Below are 17,733 nucleotides of genomic sequence, written 5' to 3' on the forward strand. Positions count from 1 at the left end.
CCGCCTCGGCATTCCTTACCAAGTGTGGAGAGCAATTCATGGCTATTACCTGGATTCTGGTCGCCAATGCGAGTCTTGCCCGCCTGTATGCCAACCTTGGACCCAAGCAGGGCCTGCAGCTCGTGAAGGAAATCGCCCACCCCGCCAGCCGCATGAAGAATTCCGACCTGTCATCCGACCGCGCTGGACAGATGCAGGCCTCCATCAGCGGACATGGCTCCCGGGAACAGCAGACGCCCCCAAAAGAGAACGCCGCCCGCAGTTTTGCCCAGAAGCTCGCCAAAGAACTCTATCTCGGTCGCAGCCGCAACCTGTTCGGACGCGCCATCGTCATAGCACCACCGTCATTCATGGGCATGCTCAATTCCGTTCTCGACCGACCGACGGCCCAATTGATCACCGACCGCTTCGAGAAGGATTACACCAAGACGCCAGAACCGGCACTCCGCGATCATCTGGAGGGCTGCCTGTTCGTCTGAACCACCTTCGAGTTGTACCGCTCCTCTGACCTCCCAGCGCGCCCATTCGGGTTAGCGCACTTTCAGGCGGCCGCGATACCCATCGTTGCCGCCTGATTTCTGTCCACGCGGGATGATCCGCTCAGTCCAGCGCCCACGCGGCAACCCGCTGATAGTCCGCACCATGCGGTGCAAGGCAGGACTCCATCAGCGCCCACTCGGCAAGCTCCCACTCCAGCGGCTCGAAAACCGCCGGCACATAAGGCGTGTGCGCTTTGCGCAGCAGGGTCATATGCGGCACGAAGGGCGGCCCACTGGCAGGCAGGCCGATTGCCGCCACTTCCCGGCGGATGTCAGCCGCCAATTGCAGCAAGGCCGGCGGCGGCACCGCACATCCCGCCCACAGGATATGGTTGTGGGCCCAGTGGCCGACCATATCCAGCCGCATGCGGAAGCGCGGCACGCGGATCTGCCCCAGCACATTCAGGAGCGCCGGCAGGCGATCCTCCGCCACCGCCCCGATGAAGGCCAGCGTGAGATGCAGGGTCTCCCGCCGCATGATCCGCCCACCGCATTCCCGGCGGGCCTCGCCCGCCAGTTGATGCAGGCGCTCGGCCAGTGCCAGCTCGGGCCACAGGGCCAGGAAGAGCCGGCGGCTTTGTTCAGCCATCCACGCGGGCCAGCAGCGCCACCGCCTGAGCGGCGATACCTTCACCACGGCCAGTGAAGCCGAGCTTCTCGGTGGTCTTGCCCTTGACGTTGATGACGGCGGGCTCGACGCCCAGGTCTGCTGCGATGTTGGCGATCATCGCCGGCACGTGGGGCAGGATTTTCGGCGCACGGGCGATCACCGTCGCATCCACGTTGATGGTCTGCCAGCCGGCCGCCCGCGCGGCGGCGGCGGCCTCACGCAGCAGCACGCGGGAGTCCGCCCCTTCGAAGCGCGGATCGGTGTCGGGAAAATGCCGGCCGATATCGCCCAGGCCGGCCGCACCAAGGATCGCGTCGGTGATCGTGTGCAGCAGCACGTCGGCGTCGGAATGGCCGAGCAGGCCACGGGCGAACGGAATCGTCACGCCGCCGATGATCAGCGGACGGCCGGGAACCAAGGCATGGACATCGAAGCCCTGCCCGATGCGAAACGGAACATTCATCTCTATGACTCCCGGTGTTGCAGGATCCACTCGGCCAGATGCAGGTCGAGGGGGAAGGTCACCTTCAGGTTGGTCGGATCGCCGCGCACCAGGCGCGGCTTGAGTCCCATCGCCTCGATGGCGCTGGCTTCGTCTGTGACGTGACGGGCATTTTCCAGCGCACGCTTGAGCATCACATAACGGAACATCTGCGGCGTCTGAGCCTGCCACAGCCCATCCCGCGGCACGGTGGCGGCAATGCGGTGCAGGCTGTCCTCCCGCTTCAGCGTGTCAGCCACCGGCACCGCCAGGATGCCGCCCACCTCGTCATGGATCAGCTCGCGCACCAGATTCTCGATATGCCAGGGCGCCAGGCAAGGCCGCGCCGCGTCATGGACGAGAACCCAGTCGGATTCGGACGTATCATCGGCAATAGCGCGCAGGCCGTTAAGCACGCTGTCCGCCCGGGATGCCCCGCCACAGAACAGGGGCACCAAGCGGTCGCCGAAGGGGCTCCAGTCATGACGGTCCCATTCCTGATCACCCACCGAAAGGACTACATAGACCCGATCGATCACCGGCGATGCGCACAGCACCGCCAGGGTGTGTCGGATCAGAGGCTCGCCGAGCAGGGAAAGATATTGTTTGGGCTGTTCGCCGCCCATCCGGCTGCCGCTTCCGGCCGCCGGCACCATCGCAAAACAACGGGTCGTAGGATTTCGCATCGCGCGATTCTACTCAATGTCGCCCACGATCCTGCCGCTGATTAAGCCATACGCCTTTTCGGAGAACCCATCATGCTGTTCTCACAACCCTTCGACACCCGCGAACTGGAAGCACTGGCCCTCGCCACTGCGATCGGCCTGCTGATGGGCCTGGAACGGGAACGCCGCCCGTCGGCCCTTGCCGGCGTACGCACCTTCGGCCTCACCGGGCTGCTCGGCGCACTGGCCGGGCTCCTCACCGAACAGCTATCCGAGCCTGCACTTCTGGTCGGCGGCTTCGTGCTGGTCGCCGCCACGATCATCGCCGCCAACTACCGCCAGCCCGAACCCAACGACCCCGGCACCACCTCCGTCGTGGCCTTGCTGGTCTGCTACTGCCTGGGCGCACTGGTCTGGCTGGGGCACGGGCGACTGGCGGTCATGGCGGCTGTCGGCTCGACGATGCTGCTCTACTTCAAATCCGAACTGCGCGGCGTCGCCGCCCGCCTGACCAGCCAGGACTGGCGCTCGATCCTGCAGTTCTCGGTGCTGTCGCTGATCGTGCTACCGATCCTGCCGGACCGGGGCTTCGGCCCCTACGAGGCGATCAACCCCCATCAGGTATGGCTGATGATCGTGCTGATCTCAGGCGTCAGCCTCACCGGCTACGCCGCACTGCGCCTGGTGGGCGCCCGTTACGGCGCACCGCTGCTCGGCCTGCTCGGCGGTCTCGTCTCCAGCACTGCCACGACAATGGTCTTCTCCCGCCATGCACGGGAGAACCCGGCCATGGCGCCGACGGCCAAGCTGGTCATCCTGCTCGCCAACCTGATCATGGTCGTGCGGGTTCTGGCGATCGCCGGGGCGCTGTCGCCGGACATCACCCCGCTGCTGCTGACCGGTTGCGTGCTGGCGGTGCTCGTCGGCAGCGTTGTCATCGCCTTCGACTGGCACAAGCTGGTCAGCAAGGACAGCCTGCCGGTGCCGGAAACCCGCAACCCGACCGAACTGCGCGCAGCCATGGGCTTCGGCCTGCTGTACGCGATCGTGCTGCTATGCGCCGCCTGGCTATCGGACATCGCCGGCCAGGGCGGCCTCTACCTGCTGGCCTTCGCCTCGGGCCTGACCGATGTGGACGCCATCACCCTGTCGACGCTGCGTCTACTCAATCTGGGCAAACTCGAATTGATGCCATCTGCGATCGCCATCCTGCTGGCGATGCTCGCCAATCTGGCCTTCAAGTCGGGGCTGGCCTTTGCCCTCGGCGGTCAGGCCCTCGGCCGGCGCGTCGTCGGTGGCATGCTGGTCGTCGGCGCCGGGCTGGGCGCCGGGATCGGTTGGTTGCTCCACACCTCCCTATAATGGAATCGGACAAGCCTGTCGCATTGAAGGAAATCATGGCTCACGCATCCCAACGTCTGCCGGCGGTCGCCGGCATGTTCTACCCAGCGGATCCCCACAGCCTGCATGCGCAGGTCGCGGGTTTCCTGTCGTCGTCGATCCCCGCCGAAGTCGTCGAAGCCCCGAAGGCGCTGGTCGTCCCCCACGCCGGTTACATCTACTCCGGTGCAGTGGCGGCGAGCGCCTACAGCGAACTCGTGCAGCGCCGCGACGTGATCCGCCGCGTGCTGATCCTCTGCCCGACGCACCGCGTGGCGGTACGCGGCATGGCCATCCCGGCGGCCCAGACCTTCCTCACGCCGCTGGGTGCCGTGTCGGTGGACCGGGAAGCCTGGCTGCAGGCCCGGGAGCTGCCCGGCGTGGTCGTGGATGACCGCCCCCACGCGGACGAGCACGCGATTGAAGTCCAGCTGCCCTTCCTGCAGAGCACACTGGATCATTTCGAGATCCTGCCCATCGCCGTCGGCGACATCGAACCACAGCGGGTGGCGAGCCTGCTGGAAACTCTGTGGGGCGGCCCGGAAACCCTGATCGTCATCAGCTCCGACCTGTCCCACTACCACCCTTACCGCCAGGCCCAGCTGCGCGACAAGGCCACCATCGCCCAGATCCGCCAACTCGACGCCCGCCTGGAAAGTGAACAGGCCTGCGGCGCCGACGCCATCAACGGCCTGCTCCTCGCCGCCTTCCGCCACCACCTGACGCCCCACGTGCTCGACCTGCGCAACTCGGGCGACACCGCCGGCGACCGTGACCACGTGGTCGGCTACGCATCGATCGCCTTCTCCGAGGACCGCCAGCATGCCCACCACTGACACCCTCGGCCCGGTGCTGCTGGCCCAGGCTCGCAAGGCGATTGCCGACGCCCTTGGGCAGTCCGCCCCGCCGCCGCCCGAGCACCCGCAACTGAAGGAACGGGGCGCCAGCTTCGTCACTCTGACGATTGATGGAGAGTTGCGCGGCTGTATCGGCAGCCTCAACGCCCACCGCGCCCTTGGCGAGGACGTACGTGAGAATGCAGTGGCCGCCGCGCTGCGTGATCCACGCTTTCCACCGCTGTCAGCAGCGGAATTCGAGCGGGTCAGCATCGAGGTTTCCCTGCTCAGCGAACCGGACTTCATGGAGTTCCGTGACGAAGCGGACGCCCTTGCACAGTTGGTACCTGGCCGCGACGGCGTGATCTTTTTCAACGGCTGCCAGAAAGCCACTTTCCTTCCCCAGGTGTGGGATCAACTGCCCGATCCCCCCGACTTCATGGCGGCGCTCAAGCGCAAAGCCCGCCTGCCAGCCGACTTCTGGGGCCCCAACGTGATGCTGGCCCGCTACGAGGTCCGCAAATGGCACGAGGGCAGCGAAACGGAGTAGATCATGTCCGACCATCCGGCCCGTTACTGGCACCCCATCGACGGTGGCCGCATCCAGTGCGACCTGTGCCCACGGGACTGCCGCCTACACGAAGGCCAGCGCGGCGCCTGCTTCGTGCGCCAGATGGTGCACGGCAAGATGGTGCTGACCACCTACGGACGCAGTTCCGGCTTCTGCATCGACCCCATCGAGAAGAAGCCACTGAATCACTTCTACCCGGGCTCCAGCGTGTTCTCCTTCGGCACCGCTGGGTGCAACCTGGCCTGCAAGTTCTGCCAGAACTGGGATATTTCCAAGAGCCGCGACATGGACCGGCTGATGGACGCCGCGTCGCCGGACGACATCGCCCTTGCCGCGGCCAGCCACGGCTGCCGCAGTGTGGCCTTCACCTACAACGATCCTGTGATCTTCGCCGAATACGCGATGGACACCGCCGAGGCCTGCCACGCCCGCGGCCTGGCCACCGTCGCCGTGACGGCCGGCTACATCAGCCCAGATGCCCGCCGCGACTTCTACGCGGTAATGGACGCGGCCAACGTGGACCTGAAGGGCTTCACCGAAGACTTCTATGTGCATCAGACCGGCGCCCATCTTGCACCCGTGCTCGACACCCTGCTCTACCTGCACCACGAGACGCAAGTTTGGGTGGAGATCACGACACTGCTGATCCCCGGTCTCAACGACAGCGACGAGGAAATCACCGCCCTGTCGAAATGGGTCGCCGCAGAACTCGGCCCGGACGTACCCCTGCACTTCACCGCCTTCCACCCGGACTACAAGCTGGACCAGCTTCCACCGACGCCGCCGACCACCCTCCGGCGCGCCCGCCAGATAGCCCGGGATGCCGGCCTGCACTACGTCTACACCGGCAATGTGTATGATCCGGAAGGCGGGGCCACCTACTGTCCGGGCTGCGGGCAGGCCGTCATCGAGCGGGACTGGTACGCAATCCTGGCCTACCGGCTCGACGCGCAGGGCGCCTGCACGGCCTGCGGACACCGACTGGCCGGCCGTTTTGGCGAATTCCACGGTGCTTTCGGCCCGCGCCGTGTCCCAGTGCACATTCACGCCCAATAGGGCGTGCCGCGCCCTTGCCGGGCGCCCGGCAGCGTGCCATCGTTGAGCGAAAAACCCGCGCTGCGCCGCCATGATGAAACTGCGTCAAACCCCGCTGAGCATCGCTGCCGGTCCTATCTGGCTCGAAGCCCTGCTCGCCCATTCCCCGGATGCCGAGGGGCTGGTCCTCATCGCCCAGAACTCGGTCGGCAATCACCGCGAGTCCCGTGAAGCCCATTTCGCCAAACGCCTGCAGGAGGCCGGCTTTGCCACGTTGATCTTCGACCTGCTGACCCATTACGAGGAAACCCGCGACCCGGACACCCGCTACAACGCGCCGCTCCTCGGCCAGCGCATCAACCTGATCTTCGAGTGGCTACGCCACCAGCCGCCGCTCGCCACGCTCTCTGTCGGCCTGGTCGCCAGCGGTACGGGCAGCGCCGCCGCGGTACGCGCGGTATCGAAGGAGCCCATGGTCGTCGATGCGCTGGTTCTGCGCGGTGGCCGCCCCGGCCTTGCCGGCATTTCACCACTGCGTCAGATCGTCTGCCCGACACGTTTCGTGGTTGGGGAAAAAGACACGGGCTTGCCGGCCTTACGCCAAGCGTTCGATCTGCTCAGCTGTACCAAGGACTGGCACGCCCTGGCCGGCACCGACGAGGATTTCCGCCAGCCCGGCGCACTGGATGACGCTGCGACGAAGGCCGCGGACTGGTTCCACCATCACCTCATCCAACAGCCCGCCAGGGTAGACACCCACAAGCCCGAAGCCGGTTAGCGCTGGCGCACCATGGCCTGGTGTGGCAGGCCCGCCTCCTCGTAAACATCACCCTCTGGCACGAAGCCGAAACGGGCATAAAAACCCAGCGCGTGGGTCTGCGCGCTGAGCACCAGCCGGCGCATGCCACGCCGCTCGGCCTCGTCGATCAAAGCCTGCAGAAGGACCGCGCCCACACCGTGCCCGCGCCAGTCGGCAAGCACCGCCATACGCCCGATGTGGCCGTCGGGCAGCAAGCGTCCGGTGCCCACCGGCTCGTCGCCAATCAAAGCCAGCGCATGGCAGGACACGGCATCGAATTCGTCGAGCTCCATGTCCGCCGGCACCTTCTGCTCGTCCACGAAAACCCGAAAGCGGATCGGCGTCGCCTGGGCAGCAAACTCGGGCCACTCGCCGAGCTGGACAGTGATGACAGGCCGGGTATTCATTCTTGGATGTCCACCGGCGTGCCAGCCGGAACCAGGTCGAACAGTTCCGCCACATCGCAATTGCGCATGCGCACGCAGCCGATGGACAAGGGCACACCCATCGGCTCGGTATCCGGTGTGCCGTGGATGTAGATGTAGCGCTGCATCGAATCCACCGTGCCGAGACGGTTCCGCCCCGGCTCCAGCCCCGATAGCCACAGGATCCGGGTGAGGATCCAGTCCCGCTCCGGCGTCGCTGCCGCCAGTTCGGGCGACCAGACCTCGCCGGTCGGGCGACGGCCGCGAAAGGCCGCTCCGAGCGGTGCTCCGGCGCCTATGCGCGCGCGGATCACATGGCGCCCGCGCGGCGTGCGGTAGCTGCCCTTCTCCTCACCGGCGCCGTTCTTCGCGGTAGATACCGAATAGCGACGGATGCACGCCCCGTCGTCACCGAACAGGGACAGCGTCTGGCTGGAAATATCAACACGAATCCGCATGGGCTCACCCTGCCACGACACGCTTGCGCCGGGCCGCAAAAAAACTCGACAACAGGCCACCGCACTCCTCCGCCAGCACGCCGCCCTCGATCGCAGCGTGATGGTTTAGGCGTGCCTCCGCGAACAGATCGATTACGCTGCCGGCAACCCCGGTCTTCGGATCCCGCGCCCCGAAAACCACCCGACCGATCCGCGCATGCATGATGGCACCGGCACACATGGCGCAGGGTTCAAGCGTGACGTACAGCGTGCAGCCCGGCAGACGGTAGTTGCCGAGACGCGCGGCAGCATCCCGCAGGGCCATCACCTCGGCATGGGAGGTGGGGTCGTGACGGAGGATGGGTTGATTAAAGCCACGCCCGACCACCTGTCCGTCGGGGCCGACGATCAACGCGCCGACTGGGACTTCGCCGCAACGGCCGGCATCCTCAGCCAGTTCGATCGCCATGCGCATAAAAGCGCTGTCCTGCTCGGGAAGGATGAGAGGCATGTTCAAGAAATCAAGGATTCAATCGGACCTAAAGCCGGGATTTTAAAACAGCATCGTGGAAAGCCTCAGCAAAACCGCACATCGCCCCCGTTTGGGAAGCTCGCTATGACGGAAGGCCATTGGGAAACCGCTTTCCTCGCGCTCTTCCATGTCTTGATGAGCGATCTGGTGGTTTTCGGTAACCTGTCGGGGACGCTGCAGCCCTGGGCCATTGCAGGAACAAGCCTGTTGTTGTTCTTCGCAGCCCGCCGATACCTGACACAACAGGCGGAGGTGGCCGCACCCACCGTTGCGGCGAGACCGGCCATCGCGGCAGACATGCATGTCGAAGCCCACCTCGCCGATGCGCTCACCCAGCGCGCGCCCCGTGAATACCTGGCCAAGCCCCTGCGCTACGTCACGCTCATGAGCCTGGTCACCGACAAATAACCGGCTGGCCCGAGGAAGAAGCACGCAGACGGCCTATATCCGAATCCTGCCCCTCATCCGCGCGGCAAACGACACAAGCACCGAATACCCGGCCCGGCGGGTCATGCGTGAAGGCGGCAAGGTGACGCTCCCTCAAGGCACCTTGCTCGTCGACCGCCGCGGCCGGCAACGCCCCATCGCCGACAGCGGCGCGCCCACAAGGCGCCGGTCGGTGTCGGTACGGATCTCACCGAACGCAAATTCGCCGAGCCTGCAGTCAAGCGCTTCAACACCAGACTGGAACGAGACGTCGCGGAACGGACCTCCGAACTGAGCACCGTACTGGCCGAACTCGAATCCTTCAGCTACTCGGTATCCCACGATTTGTGCCCCCCACTGCAGGCGATCGAGGGATACAGCATCACCATCGGCACCGACTATGCGGACAGACTCGCCACCGTCGCACGCAGCACCCACGGCATGGCGGCAAGGTGCGAGCCGAGGGAGAAACAGGCCACGGAGACGCTATCTATTTCGCCCTCGACACAGGCTCTTCGCCGGACTGAAGGCGTGCCAAGTACCTGACAGCCCCGGCCACTCAGGTCAATGAAATTCGCCCTTTGGTCGAGCTCCCATCAACATGGCCACGATCCTGTTCGGCAAGCTCTCTATCTCTGCGTTATATACCTTGACCGCTTCGACGTACCGGAACTCAGCGGTATCGATACGCCCACCGGCCTCTTCCATCTGCGCCTGAAGGTCACGGAAATTGGCATCGGCCTTTAGGGCGGGGTAGTTTTCGGACACGACCAGCAATCTGCCGACGGCCCGCGACAATTCCAGATTGCCCTTGGCAAAGTTAATCAGCACATCCTGGTCTTCCAGGGATTCAGGTGTCGCAGGCATGTGCTCAACCGTTGCATCGCGTGCTTTTGACACACGGTTCAGTGTCTCCCGCTCGTTGGGGGCCTGGGTCTGCACCGCCTGAATCAGGTTCGGCACCTGATCCAGGCGTCGCCGGCTGATCGCTATGAGCTCGGAGGCCGTCGCCAGCACTTGCTCGTCGCCGGCCTGAATCTGGTGATATCCGCAACCGCTCATCAGAGTTGCCGCCAGCAGCAGAAATACAGCCCGTCGGGTCTGCATCAAGAACACCTTCTGAAAATGCTGCGAGTGGCGCCATTATGCCTACCCTCGCACACAGCCCGGACACCGATTGTTAAATCGGTCGCGCTACTTCGTCGGCCGCCTTCAAACCGAGCATGGTCCGCCGTGCAAAGCACAGATCCTCCCAGGCCTTTGCCTTGTCAGGGAGGTTCCGCAGCAGATAAGCTGGGTGATAAGTCACGATCACCGGTATGGAGCCGTAGGAGAACAGTTTGCCGCGCGCCGCGCCGATCTTGATTTCCTGGTTGAGCAGCGCCTGCGCCGCTGGACGGCCGAGGGCCACGATCAGGCGCGGGCGGATCAGTTCGATCTGGCGTTGCAGATATGGGAAACACGCCGACAGCTCTGCGGTATCCGGCGTCCGGTTATGGGGCGGCCGGCATTTCACCGCATTGCCGATGTAGACGTCCTCCCCCCGCTTGAGGTCGATCGAAGCGAGCATGTTGTCGAGCAGGCGCCCTGCCTGGCCAACGAAAGGCTCGCCACGCTCATCCTCTTCAGCCCCCGGCCCTTCACCGACAAACAACCAGTCCGCCTTCCGGTCACCGACGCCAGGCACAGCCTGCTTGCGTTGAACGGCACAAGCCGCAGGCATCGCAACTGCGGATGCGTGCCTCCAGTTCGTCCCAGTCCAGATCGCCGACACGCACGGGTGCTGCTGGCGTATCAGCTGGCGGCCTGCGCTCCTGCTCTGGCGCCTTCATCGCGGCAGACAGCATGCTGCGGAGGGGCTGGGGCTGGGTCGGCATCATGGCAGGCAGACTCTCCAGCACGGCAGGCTGCAACACTGGCGCCGTGCCGGCTTCCTCGTGCTCATCGGACGCACTGCGGAGTCGCCACAGGGGTGCCAACCCCATCTCCCGCAAGATGCCGTTTCTGCGCAAGTTCATCGCTGCGCGCTCACAGGCGGGACCTCATCACCAACGCATCCTCACGCCCAGACGCAGCCGGGTAATAACCCTTGCGGCGACCGATGGTTTCGAAGCCGGCACGTTGATAGAGGGCCAGCGCCGCAGTATTGGATGGACGCACCTCGAGGAACATCTGACGGGCGCCGTCCTGACGGGCCACATCGCCGAGATGCTCCAGCAAGCGACGCCCCAACCCCTGGCGCTGACGCTCGGCCTGGACGCTGATGTTGAGGATATGAGCTTCGTCGAGCACCATCATCAGCACCGCATAACCTACGCGTTCCACCCCGTCGCGCATAGTCCAGCAGCTGTAACCGGAACGCATGGAGTCGGAGAAATTACCGACCGTCCAGGGATAGGGATACAGGCGCGCATCCAGCATCGCGACCCATTCCAGGTCGGAATCCTGCATCGGCGCGAAATTCAGTCCAACAAGCGTCACGCCCGCCCTCCGCTGGCGAGACGCTCGGCGGTGGTCATGGCCACCTTGTCGCGCACATACAAGGGGGCCGCCAGGGCCGGATCGATCGCCTCCCCTTTGGCAAAGCGCACCGCGGCCAGGCACGCCACGCTGGCAGCCCTAGGGATCGGCGACGGGTCGAAGCCGGTGAGGCGCTCACCAAGGGCAGGAACGAGTGCTGCTTCGTATGCGCCGAAAGCGGAGCCGAAACCGAACCAATTCCCCTCCGCCGGCAACGCCACCGTAGCGGGAACCGCGCAGGCCGGCGCGGTCTGTTCGACCAGCACACCATCGATACGCCGATAGGCGGCAAAGTAAACCTCGGACATCCGCGCATCCGCGGCAACGAAAATAGCCGTTTGATCACACTGATCCGCCAAGGCCTCCAGGGTGCACACCGGCACCACCGGCTTTCCGGCTCCGAGTGCCAGTCCCTGCGCCACACCACAAGCCAGTCGCAAACCCGTGAACGCGCCCGGCCCCACGCCAAAGGCGATCGCATCGAGATCCGCCAAGCCGACGGCGGCTTCCTTCAGGAGTTCGCGCACTTCGGGAAGAATGGTCTCCGAATGGCCGGGACGGCCGGCCACGGGACGTTCGATAAGGCGTTCTCCGTCGAGCAGTGCGACGGAGCCATATTCGGTGGAAGTTTCGATGGCGAGGATCTTCATAGGAGGCGCATTCTACCGCCCTCCGCCCCCGGAAGCAGTGTTGAAGACGCTGGCCGTTGCTCTCGGTCAGTCCGGACGACGATGCCGGTCGCCGTAGACATCCCGGCCCGCATCGTGAACATCGCGGCGCAACTGGCGTCGCTCCTCGGGAGACCAGCGGCGGGGATTACGATTCTCGTCAACGTCCTGACGCCGTATAGGCTCCGCAGAAAAGGCCGGCATTTCCCGCCCCTGCCGGTCTTGCGGAGCCGCATACTGGCGCAGGAAAGGTCCCAGACGCTCGTTACCCTGGGCTGCGGCGGCCCCCGTGGCCAGCAGCCCCACCAGCAACAACCCCAGCGTCAGGCGCGAGCCTCGGCCAGACTTGTTCTGCAAAGTGGTTTCATTGCACATGGCGCTTATCCTAACCCGGCCGCAATCATTCAGGCATCTCCGGGAAGCGGGCCGATTTGATTCTGGCAGGCCAGGCCACCCGAGGTGCGACGCTTTGTAAGGGAATGTTAGGTCTGTGACTCCACTTACGTTTCTTTACCCACGTCTTTCGTTGTCCCGCTAGCCGACCTGCACACGAGCGGCTAGCATTCAACCCATGGAAAAAGAGAGCTTTCGCATCCTCGTCGTCGACGACGACCTTCGCCTGCGCGACCTACTGAAACGTTACCTTGGCGAACAGGGCTTCAACGTCAAGACCGTTGCCGACGCAGCGCAGATGGACCGCGCGCTGCTGCGCGAACACTTCGATCTGATGGTGCTCGACCTCATGCTCCCGGGAGAGGACGGCCTGTCCATCTGTCGGCGCCTGCGCGGCACCAACAACGGCATTCCGATCGTGATGCTCACCGCCAAGGGCGATGATGTGGACCGCATCGTCGGCCTGGAAATGGGTGCCGACGACTATCTGCCCAAGCCCTTCAACCCGCGCGAGCTGGTGGCCCGTATCAACGCTGTGCTGCGCCGCCAGCCGCAGACGCCCCCCGGCGCACCGGCTGCCGACGACGAGGACGTGCGTTTCGGCCAGATCGTCGTTCAGCTCGGCACCCGCATGCTGATCCGCAACGGCGAGGAAACGCTACTCACTACCGGTGAATTCGCGCTGCTCAAGGTGCTTTTGCAGCATCCCCGCCAGCCCCTCTCGCGGGATCGCCTGATGGAACTGGCTCGCGGCCGCGAGTACGACGTTTTCGACCGCTCCATCGACGTGCAGATCTCCCGCCTACGCAAGCTCATCGAGGAAGACCCCGGCAAACCCCGCTACATCCAGACCGTATGGGGTTTCGGCTACGTCTTCGTGCCGGACGGCAACAAGCATTCCCAGTGAGACAGGGAGCGCACGCTCCTGCCCGTCCGTCGCACCATGGCACCAACCCGCTACCGCGCCCTGCTCCACGCCGCCCCCCGCACGCTGCTGTGGCGCATCTTCCTGGTGGTGGCGGCACTGATGCTGGCCTCCGTTGCGGTGTGGTCGGCGATCTTCAGCCACTTTGACCAGGCCAGCCGAGCGCGCCAGACCGCCCAGACGGTCATCAGCATCATCAACCTGACCCGTACCGCCCTCCTCAACGCCGACCCGGCGCGGCGCAAAGACCTGCTGCTTGATCTGGCGACCCTGGAAGGCATCCGCATCTACCCCGCAGAAGCCCAGGACAAGGTGCAGCCACTGGAGGACACAGCGATCATGCGGATGGTCATCACCGACGTCCGTAAACAACTCGGCGTGGAAACCCGCTTTGCGTCCGCCTGGGAAGGTCTGACGGGATTCTGGGTCAGCTTCAGGCTGGACGACGACCCACCATCCGAAAGCATGGAGTTCTGGGTCATGCTGCCCAGCGAACGGATCATCCGCCCCCACGCACTAGAGTGGATGTGGTGGGGCGCCGCAGCCCTATGCCTCGCCACGCTGGGGGCCTACATGATCGTCTCGCGCCTCAGCCTGCCTCTCAAGGCCATGGCGACCGCGGCACGTACCGTCGGCCGTGGCGAGGTTCCACCGCAACTCAGCGAAAGCGGCCCTACCGAGTTGTCAGATCTGGCCCACGCTTTCAACCAGATGTCCCATGACCTGCAACAACTCGATGCAGACCGGGCCCTCATCCTGGCCGGCGTGTCCCACGATCTGCGTACGCCGCTGGCACGTCTGCGCCTGGGCATCGAAATGTGCGGCGCCGATCCGGCCGACATCGACGCGATGGTCTCCGACATTGAGGACATGGACCGCATCATCGGCCAGTTCCTGGAGTTCTCGAAACTGGACGGCGGTGAAACATTGACGATGCTCGATCTCTCCGAACTGGCTGCCGAACTGGTCACTTTGTATGCCCGCCGCGGCTACACGCTGGAACTCCGCAGCATCGGGCACGTCACCGCAGCAGCGCGGCCACAGGCCCTGCGGCGTGCAATAACGAACCTGATCGAGAACGCACTGCGCTATGCAGGTGCGCCCCCCGAATTGGAAATCGGCTCAGACCAGGGCCGGCCGACGATCCGCGTGCTCGATCGTGGTCCGGGCATTCCGGAAGCCGATATCGAACGCGTCAAACGCCCATTCACCCGCCTCGAATCCGCCCGTAGCAACACCAAGGGATCGGGGCTCGGCTTGGCTATCGTCGACCGCATCGTCCGGGGCCAGAACGGTGAATTCCGCCTGACGCCTCGACAGGGCGGCGGGCTGACGGCGAGCATTCATCTGCGAGCCACAACAAAAGCCTGAGTTGAAGCTAGAATCGATGCTATCCCGTTCTGTTGGCGCCACACCCATGATCCTGTTCCGCCAGTTCTTCGATCCGAGCAGTTGCACGCTCAGCTATCTCCTGGCCGACCCAGTGACCGGCGATGCGGTCATCATCGACTCGGTCAAGGAGCATGTCGGGGCCTACATCAGTTTTCTGCAGGAGCAGGAACTCCAGCTGGTCTGGATTATGGAAACCCATGTGCATGCAGACCATATCACCGGCTCGGCCGGTCTGCGGGAAGTAAGCGGCGCCCGCAGCATCATCAGCACCAGTGGTGGCGTTGGCTGCGCCGATCGCACGGTTGGCGACGGCGACACCATCGTCTTCGGCAACGAAGTCATCCGCGTCATTCCCACACCGGGGCATACGCCGGGCTGTGTCACCTACCACTGGCGCGACCGGCTTTTCACGGGTGATGCCTTGATGATCGGCGGCTGCGGCCGCACCGACTTTCAGGGTGGCGACGCAGGCCAGTTGTACGACAGCATCACAGAACGTCTGTTCACCTTCCCGGAAGAAACCCTGATCTATCCCGGCCACGATTACCGAGGCGCACGGGTATCCAGTGTCGGCCAGGAAAAAGGCTGCAATCCGCGTCTGGCCGGACGCAACCGACAAGAATTCATTGATCTGATGGCCAGTCTCGGTCTTCCCCCGCCACGCATGATGGATGAAGCCTTACCTGCCAACCTGCGTTGCGGGCATCCTGGAGAGCTGGACATCCATGGCGCTTGAACCTCTGACCCCCTACACCGAACTCGGCGGCGAAGAAACCATCCGCCGCCTCGTCCATCGGTTCTACGAACTCATGGACACCCTGCCTGAAGCATGGGATGTCCGCCAGATGCACCCTGAGGATCTGTCCGGTTCAGAAGAAAAACTCTTCAAGTACCTCACTGGCTGGCTCGGCGGACCGCCGCTCTACGAGCAGGAATTCGGCCACCCCCGCCTGCGCGCGCGCCACCTGCCCTTTGCAATCGCCAGCCGGGAACGTGATCAGTGGCTGATGTGCATGGAAACCGCTTTCGACGAATGCCTCCCCCAAGGTCCGTTGAGAGATAAGTTATGGGCTGCCATCCTCGGACTCGCCGATCACATGCGCAACCGCGTCGACATCGGCTGACAGACAAGCTACTGACAGCCTTCCCCGCCTTGCTTCCCTGATTTCCGAACTGATGAAATTTCTTTTCGACCTGTTTCCGATCATCCTCTTCTTCATTGCCTACAAGTTTGCCGGCATCTTTGCTGCTACGGCAGTCGCTATCGCCGCCACCGTGGCGCAGATAGGATGGGTTTGGTTCCGCCACCGCAAAGTGGACACCATGTTGTGGGTCAGTCTCGTGATCGTCACCCTCTTCGGAGGCGCCACACTGTTCTTCCAGAACCCGACCTTCATCAAGTGGAAGCCGACCGTGCTGTACTGGTTCTTTGCCGGCTCCCTACTGTTCTCCGCACAATTTCTTGGCAAGAACCTGATCCGCGGCCTGCTCGAGGCCCAGATGAAACTGCCCGACCCGCTGTGGGGCCGGCTCAACCTGGCCTGGGCCGCATTCTTTGGTGTGATGGGCGTCGTCAATCTGTTCGTCGCCTACAACTTTTCCGAAGACACCTGGGTCAACTTCAAGCTTTTCGGCGGCATGGGCCTGATGCTCGTGTTCGTGCTGGCCCAGGGAATGCTGCTGTCCCGTTACATCGAAGAGGAACCCAAATAATGTTGTATGCCCTGATCGGCGAAGACGCCCCCAACTCCCTCGACAAGCGCATGGCTGTGCGCGCCGAGCATCTGGCACGCCTTCAGGCCCTGCAGGCGGAAGGCCGCCTCGTGCTGGCCGGCCCCTGTCCGGCGGTTGATTCCCCCGACCCCGGCCCAGCCGGCTTCACCGGCAGCGTGATTGTCGCCGAATTCCCCTCGCTGGCCGACGCTGAAGTCTGGGCCGCTACCGACCCCTACGCCACGACCGGCGTCTTCGTGCGATGCACCGTCAAGCCCTTCAAGAAGGTCCTGCCATGAGCGTCATGGACGAGATCCGCCAACGCCTTGCCGTGCTGGCGCCCTCCGCCATCGAGCTGATCGATGACAGCCATCTGCACGCCGGCCATGCGGGTGCGCGTTCCGGCGGCGGGCACTACCGCCTCGCCATCGTGTCAGCAGCTTTCAGTGGCAAAAACACGGTTGCCCGCCACCGCCTGATTTACGACACACTCGGCGACCTGATGCGCCGGGAAATCCATGCCTTGGCCATACAGGCCAGGACGCCCGACGAAAGTTGAATTTCAACCCGCTCCACCAGCAAGGAAAACTGATGAAGATCATCCCGAGCCGCCTGGCTCTGTCCCTCATCGCAGCCACCATCGCGATTCCCGCCTTTGCCCAAAACGTGGCAACGGTCAACGGCACGGCCATTCCCCAGGCACGCGCCGACGTGATGATCTCCGAGCAGAAGTCCCAGGGTGCGCCCGACTCCGAGCAACTGCGCAACGCCGTCAAGGAAGAGCTCGTCCGCCGCGAAGTGCTCGCCCAGGAAGCCCGCAAAAAGGGTTTCGAGAAGTCCGCAGCCGTACAAGCGCAGGTCGAACTGGCCCGCCAGGCCGTGCTGATTCGCGCCTACCTGCAAGACTTCGTGAAGAGTCATCCGGTCACCGATGGCGAAGTGAAGGCCGAATACGACAAGATCAAGTCCCAGCTGGGCGACAAGGAATACAAGGCACGCCACATCCTCGTCGAGAAGGAAGACGAGGCCAAGGCCATCATCGCCAAGCTCGAAAAGGGTGAAAAATTCGAGGATCTGGCCAAACAGTCCAAGGACCCCGGCTCCAAGGACAAGGGCGGCGATCTTGGTTGGGCCAACCCCGCTGGCTTCGTCAAGCCCTTCTCCGACGCCCTGACCAAACTTGAAAAGGGTAAATTCACCACCACCCCGGTGAAGACGAATTTTGGTTATCACGTCATCAAGCTGGAAGATAGCCGCGCGCTGAAGGCGCCGACCTTCGATGAAGTGAAGGGACAGATCAAGCAACGCCTCGAGCAACAACGCGTGGAGCACCACATTGCCGAACTGCGCAGCAAGGCGACGATCAAGTAATACCCACCATGCTGA

Annotated in this window: 25 protein-coding genes and 1 pseudogene; 15 read left to right on the forward strand and 11 right to left on the reverse strand. The window is 64.0% G+C overall.

Annotated features, from left to right (window positions below):
* The first annotated feature begins 38 nt into the window (after positions 1-38).
* Complete coding sequence (locus AC1PPK_RS19480) at positions 39-479, forward strand: host attachment protein (protein ID WP_481114672.1); 441 nt, start codon at positions 39-41, stop codon at positions 477-479.
* Between the two features lie 121 nt (positions 480-600).
* Here AC1PPK_RS19480 and thpR read toward each other — a convergent pair whose 3' ends face one another.
* Genes thpR through ispD form a run of 3 tightly spaced genes read right to left on the reverse strand, consistent with a single transcriptional unit; the run spans position 601 to position 2,316 of the window.
* On the reverse strand, positions 601-1,128 hold the full coding sequence (gene thpR, locus AC1PPK_RS19485) for an RNA 2',3'-cyclic phosphodiesterase (RefSeq protein ID WP_481114673.1): 528 nt from the start codon (positions 1,126-1,128) through the stop codon (positions 601-603).
* Positions 1,121-1,612, reverse strand: coding sequence for a 2-C-methyl-D-erythritol 2,4-cyclodiphosphate synthase (gene ispF / locus AC1PPK_RS19490; RefSeq protein WP_079434963.1), 492 nt, complete (start codon positions 1,610-1,612; stop codon positions 1,121-1,123). The genes thpR and ispF overlap by 8 nt, the downstream gene beginning before the upstream one ends.
* A gap of 2 nt (positions 1,613-1,614) precedes the next feature.
* The gene (gene ispD, locus AC1PPK_RS19495; RefSeq protein WP_481114674.1) at positions 1,615-2,316 is read right to left on the reverse strand and encodes a 2-C-methyl-D-erythritol 4-phosphate cytidylyltransferase; all 702 of its coding nucleotides are present in this window, start codon (positions 2,314-2,316) and stop codon (positions 1,615-1,617) included.
* A gap of 72 nt (positions 2,317-2,388) precedes the next feature.
* Between ispD and AC1PPK_RS19500 the strand changes: the two genes are divergently transcribed.
* The 5 genes from AC1PPK_RS19500 (at position 2,389) to AC1PPK_RS19520 (ending at position 6,895) form a co-directional block, all read left to right on the forward strand.
* On the forward strand, positions 2,389-3,657 hold the full coding sequence (locus AC1PPK_RS19500) for an MgtC/SapB family protein (protein ID WP_481114675.1): 1,269 nt from the start codon (positions 2,389-2,391) through the stop codon (positions 3,655-3,657).
* Between the two features lie 35 nt (positions 3,658-3,692).
* Complete coding sequence (amrB, locus tag AC1PPK_RS19505) at positions 3,693-4,511, forward strand: AmmeMemoRadiSam system protein B (RefSeq protein WP_481114676.1); 819 nt, start codon at positions 3,693-3,695, stop codon at positions 4,509-4,511.
* Positions 4,498-5,061, forward strand: a complete 564-nt coding sequence (amrA, locus tag AC1PPK_RS19510) for an AmmeMemoRadiSam system protein A (protein WP_481114677.1) — start codon at positions 4,498-4,500, stop codon at positions 5,059-5,061. The genes amrB and amrA overlap by 14 nt, the downstream gene beginning before the upstream one ends.
* A 3-nt stretch (positions 5,062-5,064) precedes the next feature.
* Positions 5,065-6,138 (forward strand): AmmeMemoRadiSam system radical SAM enzyme, encoded by a 1,074-nt coding sequence (gene amrS, locus AC1PPK_RS19515; protein ID WP_481114678.1) that lies wholly within the window; start codon positions 5,065-5,067, stop codon positions 6,136-6,138.
* Positions 6,139-6,208: 70 nt separating this feature from the next.
* On the forward strand, positions 6,209-6,895 hold the full coding sequence (locus AC1PPK_RS19520; protein ID WP_481114679.1) for a dienelactone hydrolase family protein: 687 nt from the start codon (positions 6,209-6,211) through the stop codon (positions 6,893-6,895).
* Here the strand turns inward: AC1PPK_RS19520 and AC1PPK_RS19525 are convergent.
* Genes AC1PPK_RS19525 through tadA form a run of 3 tightly spaced genes read right to left on the reverse strand, consistent with a single transcriptional unit; the run spans position 6,892 to position 8,289 of the window.
* Positions 6,892-7,323: a GNAT family N-acetyltransferase gene (locus AC1PPK_RS19525; protein ID WP_481114680.1), complete on the reverse strand. Its 432-nt coding sequence runs from the start codon at positions 7,321-7,323 to the stop codon at positions 6,892-6,894. The genes AC1PPK_RS19520 and AC1PPK_RS19525 overlap by 4 nt on opposite strands.
* Positions 7,320-7,799 (reverse strand): L,D-transpeptidase family protein, encoded by a 480-nt coding sequence (locus AC1PPK_RS19530; RefSeq protein ID WP_481114681.1) that lies wholly within the window; start codon positions 7,797-7,799, stop codon positions 7,320-7,322. Before AC1PPK_RS19530 ends, AC1PPK_RS19525 begins: the two co-directional genes overlap by 4 nt.
* Before the next feature lie 4 nt (positions 7,800-7,803).
* Positions 7,804-8,289: a tRNA adenosine(34) deaminase TadA gene (gene tadA / locus AC1PPK_RS19535; RefSeq protein ID WP_481114682.1), complete on the reverse strand. Its 486-nt coding sequence runs from the start codon at positions 8,287-8,289 to the stop codon at positions 7,804-7,806.
* A gap of 105 nt (positions 8,290-8,394) precedes the next feature.
* On the opposite strand from tadA, the gene AC1PPK_RS19540 reads away from it, so the two are divergent.
* The gene (locus AC1PPK_RS19540; RefSeq protein ID WP_481114683.1) at positions 8,395-8,718 is read left to right on the forward strand and encodes a hypothetical protein; all 324 of its coding nucleotides are present in this window, start codon (positions 8,395-8,397) and stop codon (positions 8,716-8,718) included.
* Between the two features lie 582 nt (positions 8,719-9,300).
* Here AC1PPK_RS19540 and AC1PPK_RS19545 read toward each other — a convergent pair.
* From AC1PPK_RS19545 to AC1PPK_RS19565, 5 genes and pseudogenes are all read right to left on the reverse strand, one after another.
* Positions 9,301-9,843 carry a LemA family protein gene (locus AC1PPK_RS19545; RefSeq protein ID WP_481118237.1) on the reverse strand — a complete coding sequence of 181 codons (543 nt, stop codon included), beginning with the start codon at positions 9,841-9,843 and terminating at the stop codon, positions 9,301-9,303.
* A 73-nt stretch (positions 9,844-9,916) separates the two neighbouring features.
* Positions 9,917-10,754 (reverse strand): annotated as a pseudogene (locus tag AC1PPK_RS19550) (uracil-DNA glycosylase).
* Positions 10,755-10,764: 10 nt separating this feature from the next.
* Entirely contained in the window at positions 10,765-11,217 is a 453-nt protein-coding gene (gene rimI, locus AC1PPK_RS19555; RefSeq protein ID WP_481114684.1) for a ribosomal protein S18-alanine N-acetyltransferase, read from the reverse strand.
* Positions 11,214-11,906 carry a tRNA (adenosine(37)-N6)-threonylcarbamoyltransferase complex dimerization subunit type 1 TsaB gene (tsaB, locus tag AC1PPK_RS19560; protein ID WP_481114685.1) on the reverse strand — a complete coding sequence of 231 codons (693 nt, stop codon included), beginning with the start codon at positions 11,904-11,906 and terminating at the stop codon, positions 11,214-11,216. Before tsaB ends, rimI begins: the two co-directional genes overlap by 4 nt.
* A 66-nt stretch (positions 11,907-11,972) precedes the next feature.
* Entirely contained in the window at positions 11,973-12,299 is a 327-nt protein-coding gene (locus tag AC1PPK_RS19565; protein WP_481114686.1) for a hypothetical protein, read from the reverse strand.
* Between the two features lie 196 nt (positions 12,300-12,495).
* Between AC1PPK_RS19565 and ompR the strand changes: the two genes are divergently transcribed.
* The 8 genes from ompR to AC1PPK_RS19605 are packed head-to-tail and all read left to right on the forward strand — an operon-like array spanning position 12,496 to position 17,718.
* The gene (gene ompR, locus AC1PPK_RS19570) at positions 12,496-13,224 is read left to right on the forward strand and encodes an osmolarity response regulator transcription factor OmpR (protein WP_481114687.1); all 729 of its coding nucleotides are present in this window, start codon (positions 12,496-12,498) and stop codon (positions 13,222-13,224) included.
* A gap of 36 nt (positions 13,225-13,260) precedes the next feature.
* A complete protein-coding gene (locus tag AC1PPK_RS19575; RefSeq protein WP_481114688.1) occupies positions 13,261-14,613 on the forward strand; it encodes a sensor histidine kinase in 1,353 nt (450 codons plus the stop codon).
* A gap of 46 nt (positions 14,614-14,659) precedes the next feature.
* The gene (locus AC1PPK_RS19580) at positions 14,660-15,370 is read left to right on the forward strand and encodes an MBL fold metallo-hydrolase (protein ID WP_481114689.1); all 711 of its coding nucleotides are present in this window, start codon (positions 14,660-14,662) and stop codon (positions 15,368-15,370) included.
* Complete coding sequence (locus tag AC1PPK_RS19585; protein ID WP_481114690.1) at positions 15,360-15,758, forward strand: group II truncated hemoglobin; 399 nt, start codon at positions 15,360-15,362, stop codon at positions 15,756-15,758. Before AC1PPK_RS19580 ends, AC1PPK_RS19585 begins: the two co-directional genes overlap by 11 nt.
* Positions 15,759-15,810: 52 nt before the next feature.
* Positions 15,811-16,347: a septation protein A gene (locus AC1PPK_RS19590; protein WP_481114691.1), complete on the forward strand. Its 537-nt coding sequence runs from the start codon at positions 15,811-15,813 to the stop codon at positions 16,345-16,347.
* Positions 16,347-16,646: a YciI family protein gene (locus tag AC1PPK_RS19595; protein ID WP_481114692.1), complete on the forward strand. Its 300-nt coding sequence runs from the start codon at positions 16,347-16,349 to the stop codon at positions 16,644-16,646. The genes AC1PPK_RS19590 and AC1PPK_RS19595 overlap by 1 nt, the downstream gene beginning before the upstream one ends.
* Positions 16,643-16,906 (forward strand): BolA family protein, encoded by a 264-nt coding sequence (locus tag AC1PPK_RS19600; protein WP_481114693.1) that lies wholly within the window; start codon positions 16,643-16,645, stop codon positions 16,904-16,906. The genes AC1PPK_RS19595 and AC1PPK_RS19600 overlap by 4 nt, the downstream gene beginning before the upstream one ends.
* Positions 16,907-16,938: 32 nt before the next feature.
* Positions 16,939-17,718 (forward strand): peptidylprolyl isomerase, encoded by a 780-nt coding sequence (locus AC1PPK_RS19605; protein ID WP_481114694.1) that lies wholly within the window; start codon positions 16,939-16,941, stop codon positions 17,716-17,718.
* Positions 17,719-17,733: the final 15 nt, after the last annotated feature.

The organism is Zoogloea sp. JDB1 (assembly GCF_056724025.1).

Bases quoted from the DNA above. Each gene is read 5' to 3' on its own strand.
- AC1PPK_RS19480 (WP_481114672.1), top strand. From the start codon at position 39: ATGGCTATTACCTGGATTCTGGTCGCCAATGCGAGTCTTGCCCGCCTG.
- thpR (WP_481114673.1), bottom strand. From the start codon at position 1,128: ATGGCTGAACAAAGCCGCCGGCTCTTCCTGGCCCTGTGGCCCGAGCTG.
- ispF (WP_079434963.1), bottom strand. From the start codon at position 1,612: ATGAATGTTCCGTTTCGCATCGGGCAGGGCTTCGATGTCCATGCCTTG.
- ispD (WP_481114674.1), bottom strand. From the start codon at position 2,316: ATGCGAAATCCTACGACCCGTTGTTTTGCGATGGTGCCGGCGGCCGGA.
- AC1PPK_RS19500 (WP_481114675.1), top strand. From the start codon at position 2,389: ATGCTGTTCTCACAACCCTTCGACACCCGCGAACTGGAAGCACTGGCC.
- amrB (WP_481114676.1), top strand. From the start codon at position 3,693: ATGGCTCACGCATCCCAACGTCTGCCGGCGGTCGCCGGCATGTTCTAC.
- amrA (WP_481114677.1), top strand. From the start codon at position 4,498: ATGCCCACCACTGACACCCTCGGCCCGGTGCTGCTGGCCCAGGCTCGC.
- amrS (WP_481114678.1), top strand. From the start codon at position 5,065: ATGTCCGACCATCCGGCCCGTTACTGGCACCCCATCGACGGTGGCCGC.
- AC1PPK_RS19520 (WP_481114679.1), top strand. From the start codon at position 6,209: ATGATGAAACTGCGTCAAACCCCGCTGAGCATCGCTGCCGGTCCTATC.
- AC1PPK_RS19525 (WP_481114680.1), bottom strand. From the start codon at position 7,323: ATGAATACCCGGCCTGTCATCACTGTCCAGCTCGGCGAGTGGCCCGAG.
- AC1PPK_RS19530 (WP_481114681.1), bottom strand. From the start codon at position 7,799: ATGCGGATTCGTGTTGATATTTCCAGCCAGACGCTGTCCCTGTTCGGT.
- tadA (WP_481114682.1), bottom strand. From the start codon at position 8,289: ATGCCTCTCATCCTTCCCGAGCAGGACAGCGCTTTTATGCGCATGGCG.
- AC1PPK_RS19540 (WP_481114683.1), top strand. From the start codon at position 8,395: ATGACGGAAGGCCATTGGGAAACCGCTTTCCTCGCGCTCTTCCATGTC.
- AC1PPK_RS19545 (WP_481118237.1), bottom strand. From the start codon at position 9,843: ATGCAGACCCGACGGGCTGTATTTCTGCTGCTGGCGGCAACTCTGATG.
- tsaB (WP_481114685.1), bottom strand. From the start codon at position 11,906: ATGAAGATCCTCGCCATCGAAACTTCCACCGAATATGGCTCCGTCGCA.
- AC1PPK_RS19565 (WP_481114686.1), bottom strand. From the start codon at position 12,299: ATGTGCAATGAAACCACTTTGCAGAACAAGTCTGGCCGAGGCTCGCGC.
- ompR (WP_481114687.1), top strand. From the start codon at position 12,496: ATGGAAAAAGAGAGCTTTCGCATCCTCGTCGTCGACGACGACCTTCGC.
- AC1PPK_RS19575 (WP_481114688.1), top strand. From the start codon at position 13,261: ATGGCACCAACCCGCTACCGCGCCCTGCTCCACGCCGCCCCCCGCACG.
- AC1PPK_RS19580 (WP_481114689.1), top strand. From the start codon at position 14,660: ATGATCCTGTTCCGCCAGTTCTTCGATCCGAGCAGTTGCACGCTCAGC.
- AC1PPK_RS19585 (WP_481114690.1), top strand. From the start codon at position 15,360: ATGGCGCTTGAACCTCTGACCCCCTACACCGAACTCGGCGGCGAAGAA.
- AC1PPK_RS19590 (WP_481114691.1), top strand. From the start codon at position 15,811: ATGAAATTTCTTTTCGACCTGTTTCCGATCATCCTCTTCTTCATTGCC.
- AC1PPK_RS19595 (WP_481114692.1), top strand. From the start codon at position 16,347: ATGTTGTATGCCCTGATCGGCGAAGACGCCCCCAACTCCCTCGACAAG.
- AC1PPK_RS19600 (WP_481114693.1), top strand. From the start codon at position 16,643: ATGAGCGTCATGGACGAGATCCGCCAACGCCTTGCCGTGCTGGCGCCC.
- AC1PPK_RS19605 (WP_481114694.1), top strand. From the start codon at position 16,939: ATGAAGATCATCCCGAGCCGCCTGGCTCTGTCCCTCATCGCAGCCACC.